The 10,521-nt window shown below is 71.8% G+C and carries 10 protein-coding genes; 1 reads left to right on the forward strand and 9 read right to left on the reverse strand.

All coding sequences use genetic code 11. The annotated features are described in order from the left end of the window. Nucleotides 1-193 precede the first annotated feature (193 nt). The 9 genes from V7Z97_RS17230 to V7Z97_RS17270 all read right to left on the reverse strand — a co-directional run bounded on the left by V7Z97_RS17230 (nucleotide 194) and on the right by V7Z97_RS17270 (nucleotide 8,625). Nucleotides 194-1,162, reverse strand: a complete 969-nt coding sequence (locus V7Z97_RS17230) for a CmpA/NrtA family ABC transporter substrate-binding protein (RefSeq protein WP_334164671.1) — start codon at nucleotides 1,160-1,162, stop codon at nucleotides 194-196. Beyond that, the gene (locus V7Z97_RS17235; RefSeq protein ID WP_334164672.1) at nucleotides 1,159-1,737 is read right to left on the reverse strand and encodes an ANTAR domain-containing response regulator; all 579 of its coding nucleotides are present in this window, start codon (nucleotides 1,735-1,737) and stop codon (nucleotides 1,159-1,161) included. Before V7Z97_RS17235 ends, V7Z97_RS17230 begins: the two co-directional genes overlap by 4 nt. A 128-nt stretch (nucleotides 1,738-1,865) precedes the next feature. After that, nucleotides 1,866-2,090, reverse strand: a complete 225-nt coding sequence (locus V7Z97_RS17240; protein WP_334164673.1) for a hypothetical protein — start codon at nucleotides 2,088-2,090, stop codon at nucleotides 1,866-1,868. Between the two features lie 61 nt (nucleotides 2,091-2,151). Next, nucleotides 2,152-3,162 (reverse strand): NAD-dependent epimerase, encoded by a 1,011-nt coding sequence (locus tag V7Z97_RS17245; protein ID WP_334164674.1) that lies wholly within the window; start codon nucleotides 3,160-3,162, stop codon nucleotides 2,152-2,154. A 79-nt stretch (nucleotides 3,163-3,241) separates the two neighbouring features. After that, on the reverse strand, nucleotides 3,242-3,607 hold the full coding sequence (locus tag V7Z97_RS17250; protein ID WP_334164675.1) for a DUF6152 family protein: 366 nt from the start codon (nucleotides 3,605-3,607) through the stop codon (nucleotides 3,242-3,244). 63 nt (nucleotides 3,608-3,670) lie between these two features. After that, nucleotides 3,671-4,429, reverse strand: coding sequence for a glycosyltransferase family 2 protein (locus tag V7Z97_RS17255; RefSeq protein ID WP_334164676.1), 759 nt, complete (start codon nucleotides 4,427-4,429; stop codon nucleotides 3,671-3,673). A 160-nt stretch (nucleotides 4,430-4,589) separates the two neighbouring features. Then, nucleotides 4,590-6,968: a TonB-dependent receptor gene (locus V7Z97_RS17260; protein WP_334164677.1), complete on the reverse strand. Its 2,379-nt coding sequence runs from the start codon at nucleotides 6,966-6,968 to the stop codon at nucleotides 4,590-4,592. A gap of 30 nt (nucleotides 6,969-6,998) precedes the next feature. Continuing rightward, the gene (locus V7Z97_RS17265) at nucleotides 6,999-7,979 is read right to left on the reverse strand and encodes a FecR family protein (RefSeq protein WP_334164678.1); all 981 of its coding nucleotides are present in this window, start codon (nucleotides 7,977-7,979) and stop codon (nucleotides 6,999-7,001) included. Nucleotides 7,980-8,079: 100 nt separating this feature from the next. Beyond that, nucleotides 8,080-8,625 carry an RNA polymerase sigma factor gene (locus tag V7Z97_RS17270; protein ID WP_334164679.1) on the reverse strand — a complete coding sequence of 182 codons (546 nt, stop codon included), beginning with the start codon at nucleotides 8,623-8,625 and terminating at the stop codon, nucleotides 8,080-8,082. 385 nt (nucleotides 8,626-9,010) lie between these two features. Between V7Z97_RS17270 and V7Z97_RS17275 the strand changes: the two genes are divergently transcribed. Then, nucleotides 9,011-10,521: phosphoenolpyruvate carboxykinase (GTP) (locus V7Z97_RS17275; RefSeq protein WP_334164680.1), on the forward strand; the 1,511-nt coding region annotated here is incomplete at its 3' end.

Genomic DNA, 10,521 nt, shown 5'->3' on the forward strand with positions numbered 1-10,521 from the left:
AGCGGCGGCGTCGCCTGGGCGATGGAGGGGCTCGTCATCGAGCCGGTCCGGGGGCCGCGAACGCCGTTGTCCTGGGCCTGACCGGAAGGAGGCCCCCGCCCGTCGCCCCCGTCACGCTGTGTGCGACGGTCGCGCTGCGGATTTCATGCTGCAGCGCAAAAAGCCGGCGCCGGCCGCCCCGGCTGACCGATCTTCAGGCGCCGGCGAGCGACCGGTCGAAAAGATCGGGGGCGAAGACGCCTGCGGCGGCCGCGTCGGCCTGCGCCCCGGCCTGGCGCCAGCGCCGCATCTGGCCGGCCACCCAGGCGGCGTCCTCCGGCGTGGGCCGATTCTCGCCGAGCGACATCCCGGCCAGGCTCCGCTCGAGAAGCTCCGCCGGCCGGTCGAGGTGTTCAGGGCGGGCCAGCAGCTCCGCCAGGGCGGGGCGGTTCTCCACCGTGTCCGCCCAGGCCGAGGCGCGGGCCAGGGCCCGGAGGAGGGCGGCGAGAACGTCCGGACGGGCGGCGGCCCAGGCCTGGGTGACGCCCAGCGCCTTGTCGGGCTTGTGGCCGTGGAGGTCCGCCGCCCGGGCGACGACGCGGCCGGCGCCGGCGGCCTCGGCCAGCAGGTTCCACGGCTCGCCGGCGCAGAATCCCTCGATCACACCCTCGGCCAGGAGCTCGGCCGTGCGCGGCGGCGGGACCACCGTCAGGCGCACGTCCCGGTCCGGGTCGAGCCCGGCGTCCGCCATCCAGCCGCGCAGCAGGTAGGCGTGGGCGGAGTAGGGGAAGACGACGGCGAAGGTGAGGGGACTGGCGCCCTCCTCGCGCCGCCGCGCGACCAGCCGGGCCAACCCCCGGGCGCCGTCGGCGCCGAACACGCCGGCCAGCCGGCTGGCGACCGTGATCGCCGGGCCGTCGCGGCTGAGGATCAGCGGGGCGGCCATGGCCACCGGATCGCTGCCGACGCCAAGGGTGGCGGCGAGCGCCATGGGGGCGAGCACCTGGGCGGCGTCCAGCGCGCCGACCGCCAGCTTGTCCCGCACCGTCGCCCAGGAGGCCTCGCGGCTCAGGACGACGTCCAGCCCCTCGTCGGCGAAGAAGCCCATGGCCCGGCCGGCCAGGAGGGCGGCGCTGTCGTTGAGCGGCATGAAGCCCAGGCGCAGCGTCCGCTCACCGCTCATGGCGCGTCCCCCTTCAGTACGCCGGCGAAGGCCAGCAGGTCGGCGGCCACCGCGCCCAGCGGCCGGCCGGTGTCCATGGAGAGTTTGCGCAGCAGGCGGTAGGCGGCGTCCTCGTCGAGGCCGCGCTCCTTGATCAGCAGGGCCTTCGCCCGCTCGATGGTCTTGCGCGAGGCGAGGTCGGCCTTGGCCTTCTCCAGGTCCTGGCGGAGCTGGTTCATCAGCTGGAAGCGGCTCATGGCCACCTCCAGCACGGAGCGCACTCGCGCCGGCGAGAGGCCGTCCACGACATAGGCCGCGACGCCGGCGCGGACGGCCGCCTCGGCGAGGCCGGGCTCGGACCGGTCGACGAACATCACCACCGGGCGCGGGTTGGCGCCGGTCGCCTCGCGCAGGCTCTCGATGGTGTCGCGATCCGGGCTGTCGGAGGCCACGACGATGCAGTCCGGCTCGAAGACCGCGGCTTCCACCGCGTCGAACACCGCCGCCCGGCGCACCTCCAGCGGCTCGACGCCAGCGAGCCCTTCCGCCACGAGGGCGGCCCGGGCCGGGTCGGGATCGATGACGAGGACGCGCATGCCCCCTGACTAGGCAGGGTCAGGGACGCGGGGGCGGACGCAATGCCGCCTGCGAGGCTCAACTTGGCGTCCGCGCCTGTCTGGCGATCAGTCGGCGCCGCCTTCTTGGGCGCCGGCGGGGGCGGCGTTCAGTTCGCGGCGCGGACCAGGGCGACGACGCCGGCCACGGCGGCCCAGAAGACCGTGCCTCCGACGAGGGCGATGGCCATGCCCTTCTGCCGGGCGGCCTTGTCGCGCGTCTCGGGCGCCTCGGGACCCGGCGCGACCTGCACCAGCCGCCATCCGTCAGCCCGGTGTTCGGCGGCGTCCTGCCGCGGCAGATCGGTGGTCGTGACTTCCGGCGGTTGGCTCATCTGACGCGTCCCTCGTCCGATGCCTAATGACTCAGCGAAGCTGGCGGATCAATTGGGCTTTTCAGCGGCCGTAGTAGTCCAGGTACCAGTCCACGAAGCGGCCCACGCCAACCTCGAGCGGCGTGTTCGGAGCGTACCCCAGGGCGGACATGGTCTCGGTCACGTCGGCGTCGGTGTTGGTCACGTCGCCCGGCTGCATGGGCATCATGTTGAGCACCGCCTTTCTGCCGAGCTTCTGCTCGAAGACCTCGATGTAGCGCATCAGGTCCACCGGCTGGCTGTTGCCCAGGTTGAGGATCCGCCAAGGCGCGACGCCGCTGGTGGCCGGGTCCGTGTCCTTGGGGTCCCAGGCGGGATTGGGCGAGGGCGGCCGGTCCAGGGAGGCCACCAGCCCCTCGACGATGTCGTCCACATAGGTGAAGTCGCGCTTCATCTGGCCCTGGCCGTAGAGGTCCAGCGGCGTCCCGGCCAGGATCGCGCGGATGAACTTGAACGGCGACATATCCGGGCGGCCCCAGGGGCCGTAGACGGTGAAGAACCGGAAGCCGGTGCAGGGAATGCCGTACAGGTGAGCGTAGGCGTGGGCCATGGCCTCGTTGGCCACCTTGGTCGCGGCATACAGGGTGATCGGGTGGACGGCGTGGTCATGCACGCTGAACGGCAGCTTGCCGTTGGCGCCATAGACCGAGCTGGTCGAAGCGTAGACGAGGTGCTTCGGCTGCACCGCGCGGCAGCCCTCGAGCACGTTCATGAAGCCCACGAGGTTGGAGTCCACGTAGGCGTGCGGATTCTCCAGACTGTAGCGGACGCCTGCCTGCGCCGCGAGATTGACGACGTGGGTCGGCCTCGTCCCGGCGAAGAGGGCCGCCATGCCCTCACGAACGGCGAGGTCCAGGCGCACGTGACGGTAGCGGGGATTGGCCTCCAGCAGCTTGAGGCGGGCCTCCTTGAGGGACGGCTCGTAGTAGGCGTTCAGGTTGTCGACGCCCACCACCTCGTCGCCGCGCTCCAAGAGCCGGCGGGCCAGGTGGAAGCCGATGAAGCCGGCCGAGCCGGTGACCAGAATCGCCATCAGGCGCCCTCGCTGCGCCGCGGCGGAGTCGCGGCCGCCGCCGGATAGCATGTTTGGAGGCCGCTGGGACGGACGGGCGTCACCGGCGGTTGGGATAGAGATCGTAGGTGCGCCCGGCGACGGTCAGCCGCTCGGTCTTCATCTCCAGGCGCCCGGCATTGCGATGACGGTGGCCGTGGGCGGTGACGCGGGCGCCCTTCGGAACGGCGCGGGTCGTGAGGCCGGCGCGCTGGATGGCGGCGAGCGGCGAGAGCACCACGTCCCAGGTCCCGCCCTGGGCGCGCACCCGGATGCGGCCGTGCGGCTGGACGAGCTCGGCCGCCTCGACCACGCCGGTGAGCTGGAACTCTTCGTCGTGATAGTCCGCCCAGCCGTGGTGGGCGCCGGCCGGCAGGGGCGCGGCGCAGAGGGCAATGACCGAGAGGAAGGCAGGCAGGCGGACCATGGCGGGCTCCCAGCGTGAGGCCCGATCCTAGCAGACCTGAGGCTGGCCCGCAGCGGCCGGCGCTCAGCGCGTGGCGACCTTCAGCAGTTCGGGCGCCGCCGCGGCGCCGGCCGTGCGTCGGCGGGTCTCGAGGATCTCGCGCGCCCGCAGATGGGTCAGGACGGGATGCAGGCCGGCCAGCAGGGCGATCAGGAAGCCCAGGCGACCCTCGCGCCAGCCGGCGCGGCCGACGTAGCTGCCCAGGAAGTGGCCGAGGCCATGGACGGCGCCGTAGCCGCCCGCGTGACCCGCCTCCGCGCGATCCTCGGCTGCCAGCGCGGTGAGGCGGTTGAGCCGCTCCACCAGTCCGCCCACGTCCTCGGCCACCTGGCGACGCAACGCGCCCTTGAGAGCGCCCCCCGACGCTCCCGAGAGCACGCCGCCGCCGAACCGGCGTGGCGGCCAGCGCTTGGCGCCGCGTCGGAACAGTCGGGCGTCCCGGACCGAGCCCAGGACACCGCCCCAGCCGCGCTCGACCAGCGCGCCGGCCACGTAGTTGGCCACCGGGACCTCGAACCAATCGCCTTGAGGGCGCATCTGCAGCGTCGCGCGGATCTCCCAGGCGAGCGCCGAGTCGACCTGCTCGTCGGGCTCGACCTCCAGGATCCAGTCGCCGCCGCAGGCCTCGGCGCCGGCGGTGCGCCGCTGGCTATCGAGGGGGAAGATGCCGGCTACGAGCTGTGCGCCGTGCCGGCGGGCGATCTCCTGCGTGCGCTGGGTCGGGCGGTCGGCCACGAGCACGATCTCGTCACAGAAGGCGAGACGGCGAAGGGCGTCACCCAACAATGGCTCCTCGCCCCGTATCGAGACGAGCGCAGACAACTTGACCACGGCGACTCCCCAGCCTCCCGCGCGGGCCCGTCTTACGGCCCGTTCACCTGTTATGACGCCGCCGTCACCCAACGCCCCCCAGTGGCCATGGCCAAGTTTTCAGGTGAGGCGCCTAGAAGGCCCCGGCGAGACGGACGCCGATGGTCCGCGGCCGCTGGGGCGTCACCTGCCGCAGTCCGTCCCGGCGGAAGCTGAAGGGATTGCCGTAGGCGAAGGTGTCGCCGGCGTCGTTGGTGGGATTGGAGACGAAGACCCCGGCGGCCCAGCGGTCGGAGGCCACCTCGGCCGCGAGGCGGGCGCGGAGGTAGTCGCCCATCCGCGAGGCCCTCGCCGCGTCGAACGAGACGGCGGAGCGGCCGACGTAGCTGGCCTCGCCCGTGAGACGAAGGGTGAGTGCCCCCAAGGGCCGCTCGTAGATCGCCAGGACGCCGCCGGACACCTCGGGCACTCCCGGCAGTTCCCCGACGAGCTCCGCGGCGAAATCCATGTTGGGCCGCGTGATCTCCGAGGCGGAGAGCAGGGTGTTGGCCTGGAGCGAGAGGCCGAAGTCGAACTCGTAGGCGACCTCCGCCTCCAGACCGACGATCCAGGCGTCGGTGACGTTGGCGGTGTAGGCGAGCCCCGAGGGCCGGTACTGGTCGCTCTGGATGTTCGTCCAGCGGTCGTAGAACAGCGCGCTGCGCACGGCGAGGCGGCGCTCGGCCAGCCGCAGCTTCGCGCCCAGTTCGTAGTTCCTCAGCCGGTCGGGAACGAAGGTCGTGCGGCTGGGCCGGATGGGGCCCAGGAAGCCGCCGGTGTTGAAGCCGCCGGGGCGGAAGCCTTCGGAGTAGAGCGCATAGACCAGGTCCCCTGAGGCGAACTCCCGCTGCACCGAAAACGTCGGCAGGATGTCCTGGAAGGTCCGTTCGCCCTCGAACATGCGCGAGTAGCCGGGCGGGGCGGCGGTGACGTCGGCGAGGGTGCGGACGCGGGTCTCGAACAGCCGCCCGCCGGCCACGGCGGTCCAGCCGTCCCCGAAGCGGTAGGACGCCTCCCCGTAGAGGGCGAGTTCGCGCACACGATCGCGCCGGTTCTCACGGTAGATGGTCTCCAGCCGGCCGGCCGCCTCGTTCCGCACCCCGAGGGAGGACGGGGTCTTCTCCAGTGTGCTGGCGGCGTAGGCGCCCACCAGCCAGGCGAAGGGGCCGGGCCCGGAAGAGCGCAGCACGAGGTCCTCCACCAGCATGCTGACCCGGGCGGACTCGTAGAAGAGGCCGAGGTCGGCGACGTCGTTGGCGAAGAAGTCCTCCAGCGCCTCGGACGCGTCGTACTGGCTGGCGTAGGTGTGCTGGACGTAGGCCACCGACGAGCTGACGCTGGCCCAGCCGAGCTCGCCCCGCAGCGTCACGGCGCCCTCGGCGAAGTCGTTCTTGTGGGTCTCGCGCAACTGGTTGACGCGGCCACGACCGATATCCGGCGTGGTGTACTGGGTGTCGTTCGAACGGAGGCGCTGGCCCGTGGCCGCGAAGTCGGCCTGCCAGGCGTCGGACATCTGCACGCGCAGGGCCAGGCGGCCGCCGTCGCGCGTGGTGCGGTCGACGTTGGAGACCCGCAGGCTGGTGTTGTCCAGGTAGCCGCCCTGGACGTCGTGATAGGCGACCGCGCGCAGGCCCGCCTGGCCTCGCACCAGGGGCAGGTTGACGTGGCCTTCCAGGACCCGGCTTGCCGAACCGCCCTTGGTCGAGGCGAGCTGGCTGGAGACGCCGCCGCCCACGGTCTCGAGATCCGGCTTGCGGGTGACGATCCGGTAGATGCCGGTGAGCGCCCCGGAGCCGTAGAGCGCCCCCTGCGGTCCGCGGACGACCTCCACGCGCTCCACGTCGGTGAGCCTCAGGTCCGGGTCCGGGGCGTTGTAGTTGATCGGGGCGTCGTCGAGGTAGGTGGAGACCGTCGAGCGGGCGCGGCCGGTGAAGGCGCCGTCGGAGAGGCCGCGGATCATCAGCTTATCCCGGCCGGGCCCGAGGTTGGTGGTCAGGACGCCCGCCAGCTGTCCGGTCGTGCGGCCGATGTCGGCGGCGCCAGTGAGCTCGAGCTGCGGGCCGGGGATGGCGCTGACCCCGGCGGCGATGCGTCCGAGGCCGGCGGGGCGCTTGGTGGCGGTGACCATCAGCTCGGCCACGAGGGTGGGGACCCGGATCGGCTCCTCCGGCACAGGGGCGGGCGGCGCGATGCGGACGGTGCGGGGATCGACGATCCTGTAGCTGCAGGGGGCGCCGGCCAACAGGCGGCGCAGCGCGTCGTCGAGTGCGTAGGAGCCTGAGAGGCTGGCGGGGCCCCCGGCGCCGCAGGCCGAGGTGCCCACCACCGAGACGTTCGCCTGCATGCCGAGGTCGATCAGGGCGTCGGCGTAGGACTTCGGCGGAATGGAGAAGCGGTAGCGGGCCTCGGCCGCGTCAGCGCGCGTCGCCAGCAGGCCGAGGCCCGCGGCGCCCACCGCCCACGCCACATGCACGCCCCGCGTGGAAATCGCCCCTGATCCCCATCAGCGCCTCGCGTCGTCGCGTCGCAAGGTCACGCCGTCGCCGGAACGTACTGCGCTCACCGAAACCAGCAAGGCCAGGCGACGAATGACCGCGTCCTGGTCGTCGAGGATGAGCACGCCGGAGATCGGCGTCGCCGCCAGCGAAGGGTCCTCCAGGCGGATCGGGGTGGGGAACTGCTGGTTCAGGTCGGCCACGACTTCGCCGAGGGGCCGGTCCCGGTAGACCAGGCGGCCGGCGCGCCAGCCCAGCACCTCTTCGGGCGCGGCGGCGACGACGCGGGCGTCCGGCGAGCCTTCCACATGATCAAGCCGCTGGCCCGGGCGCAGCCGGAAGGCGCGGCCGGCGGCCTCCCCGGCGGGGCGGACCTCCACCACGCCTTCGGCGACCGTGACCGACAGGCGCCCGTCGCGACGCCGGACGTCGAACTGGGTGCCGACCACGCGCACCATCCGGTCGCCGGCGGCGATGACGAACGGGCGACGGGGATCGGCGGCGACGTCGAACACCGCCTGGCCTTCGTCGAGGACCACGCGCCGCTCATGGCGGCCGAGGGCGACGCTCAGGCGGGTGCCGGCGTTGAGCTCGATCGTCGACCCGTCGGCGAGGGCTATGGTCCGATGTTCGCCGTTGGCGGTCATGTATCCGGCCGGTGGAGGCTCGGGTCGCCATCCGGGCGCCACGACGACGGCGACTGCGGCGGCGGCGGCCATGGCCCCTGCGGCGAGGTAGAAGCGGCGGCTGGGCTGGGGGCGGACGCGAGCAGGCTTCAGCGCCCGTTCCACCTCGGCGCCCCCGGCGCCGAACTCATCCCACACGGCAAGCGCGGCGTCATAGGCGCGGACATGGGCGGAAGAGGCCCGCAGCCAGGCGTCGAAGGCCAGGGCGTCGGCCTCCGTGAGGTCGTCGGCCTGCAGCCGGACGATCCAGTCGGCCGCCTCCGACCGCGCCGCGTCTCCGCCGTATGCCCAGGGCTCGTTCATCGTCCTTCCCGGCGCGCCCCCCGGCGCACTCCGTCACCGACATTGACGGCGCCGAGCGGTCTCACCCCCCGGTCGTCGGATTCAATTCGGGGTAGAATCATCAGCCGAGCCTCGCGGTGAGGGTCCTGAGGGCGGCGCTGATGTGCTTTTCCACGGACTTGACCGACAGTCCCATCGCCCGGGCGGTCTCGGCGTGGCTGAGGCCCTCCAGCTTGTGCAGGCGGAAGGCGCGCTGCATCTGGGGCGGCAGCTCGGCCACGGCGTCCACCAGCTGGCGCAGGCGCTGGCGGGAGGCGGCGGCCTCGTCGGGCGCCGGCTCGTCGGCCACGTCCTCGCCGCCCATGGAAAGGTGCGCGGCCTGCCGCCACGCCCCCTCGCGGGCTGCCGACCGGCGCTCGCCGCGAACACGGTCGAGCATGAGGTTGGTGGCGATCCGGTAGAGCAGGGCGAGCGGATTATCGGCTTCCACTGTCTCGCTGCGGGACGCCAGCTTCAGATAGAGCTCCTGGGCGAGATCCTCGGCCGCCCGCCGGCCCACGCGGGCGGCGAAGAAGCGGATCAGGGTATCGCGGCGCGCAAGGTAGATGCGGACGAGGGCGTCCTCGCCGCTGCTGAGATTCGGCCCGTTGGGTTGGGTTTCCGACACGGATTCGGTGTGCCCCAAACCCGGCGCGCCGCCAAGCGCCGGCTCGCCAGGGGCCGAATGGGGCCGATTCCGGCATTGCTACCGGTGTCATTACGAATGTCGCGTCTAAGGCGCTGGCGGAACGTTGCGTCAGGGCTGTATGCAGCGGAAGCGTGTGCCGCTTTGTGATCCCAAGCGACTGATCCAAAGGCGTTTTCATACGTTGTGGGGCGACCCGGCGCTGTAGCTGGGCCGCAACTTGCAGGACGAGGGCCTGCGAGCTGCGTTAGTTCAATGCGTTGATCGCGCGGGGGACCCGTCGGTTCCGGCAGATCATGGGGCCAGGGAGTTGTTTTGAATGAGCCTTAGGACCATCCCGGGACTTGAGCCCGCGCCGACGAAACATTTGAAACTCGTCCAGTGGGTCCGCGAGATCGCCGAGATGACGCAGCCCGACCGGGTGGTCTGGTGCGATGGCTCGGACGAGGAATGGGAGCGACTGACGAGCGAACTCGTCGCGGCCGGGACGCTGAAGCGCCTCAACCCCGAAAAGCGCCCGAACTCCTTCTACGCCGCCTCCGACCCCCGCGACGTGGCGCGGGTGGAGAGCCGCACCTTCATCTGCTCGGAGAAGGAAGCGGACGCCGGCCCGACCAACAACTGGCTCGACCCTGCCGAGATGCGGGCCGACCTGAAGGACCTGTTCAAGGGCTGCATGAAGGGCCGCACCCTCTATGTGGTGCCGTTCTGCATGGGGCCGCTCGGCTCGAAGATCTCGGCCATCGGCGTGGAGCTGACCGACTCGGCCTATGTGGCCGTATCGATGCGGATCATGACCCGGATGGGCAAGGCCGCCCTCGACCAGCTCGGCGAGAACGGCTTTTTTGTTCCCGCCGTCCACTCGGTGGGCATGCCGCTCGCGGAAGGCCAGGCCGACGTCGCGTGGCCCTGCAACGAGATCAAGTACATCGTCCACTTCCCGGAGACCCGGGAGATCTGGTCCTACGGTTCGGGCTACGGCGGCAACGCCCTGCTCGGGAAGAAGTGCTTCGCCCTGCGCATCGCCTCGGTCATGGCCCGCGACGAGGGCTGGTTCGCCGAGCACATGCTGATCCTGAAGCTGACTTCGCCGGACAACGACGTGCGCTATGTGGCCGCCGCGTTCCCGAGCGCCTGCGGCAAGACCAACATGGCCATGCTGCACCCGACGCTCGAGGGCTGGAAGGCCGAGACCATCGGCGACGACATCTGCTGGATGCGGTTCGGCGACGACGGCCGGCTCTATGCGGTGAACCCCGAGGCGGGCTTCTTCGGCGTGGCGCCCGGCACGGGCGTCGAGACCAACGGCAATGCGATCGACGCCCTGCACGGCAACTGCATCTTCACCAACGTGGCGCTGACCGACGACGGCGACGTGTGGTGGGAGGGCCTGACCCGCGAACCGCCGGCGCACCTGATCGACTGGCGCGGCCGCGACTGGACGCCGGAGAGCGGCGAGCCCGCCGCGCACCCGAACGCCCGCTTCACGGTCCCGGCGGCCCAGTGCCCGGTGATCGCCGACGAGTGGGAAGACCCGGCCGGCGTGCCGATCTCGGCCATCCTGTTCGGCGGCCGCCGCGCCTCGGCCGTGCCGCTGGTCAATGAGGCCCGCGACTGGCGCCAGGGCGTGTTCATGGCCTCCAACGTGGCCTCGGAAGGCACCGCGGCGGCCGAGAACGCGATCGGCGAGCTGCGCCGCGACCCGTTCGCGATGCTGCCGTTCTGCGGCTACAACATGGGCGACTACTTCGCCCACTGGCTGAAGATGGGCGAGGGGAAGGACCCGGCGAAGCTGCCGCGGATCTACTTCGTCAACTGGTTCCGCAAGGACGAGCGCGGCAAGTTCGTCTGGCCGGGCTACGGCGAGAACATCCGCGT

Source organism: Phenylobacterium sp. (assembly GCF_036821595.1).
Classification (GTDB): Bacteria; Pseudomonadota; Alphaproteobacteria; order Caulobacterales; family Caulobacteraceae; genus Phenylobacterium.

Excerpts from the sequence above, each read along its gene's own strand:
- V7Z97_RS17230 (WP_334164671.1), bottom strand. The coding sequence starts at position 1,162 with ATGAGCGGTGAGCGGACGCTGCGCCTGGGCTTCATGCCGCTCAACGAC.
- V7Z97_RS17235 (WP_334164672.1), bottom strand. The coding sequence starts at position 1,737 with ATGCGCGTCCTCGTCATCGATCCCGACCCGGCCCGGGCCGCCCTCGTG.
- V7Z97_RS17240 (WP_334164673.1), bottom strand. The coding sequence starts at position 2,090 with ATGAGCCAACCGCCGGAAGTCACGACCACCGATCTGCCGCGGCAGGAC.
- V7Z97_RS17245 (WP_334164674.1), bottom strand. The coding sequence starts at position 3,162 with ATGGCGATTCTGGTCACCGGCTCGGCCGGCTTCATCGGCTTCCACCTG.
- V7Z97_RS17250 (WP_334164675.1), bottom strand. The coding sequence starts at position 3,607 with ATGGTCCGCCTGCCTGCCTTCCTCTCGGTCATTGCCCTCTGCGCCGCG.
- V7Z97_RS17265 (WP_334164678.1), bottom strand. The coding sequence starts at position 7,979 with ATGAACGAGCCCTGGGCATACGGCGGAGACGCGGCGCGGTCGGAGGCG.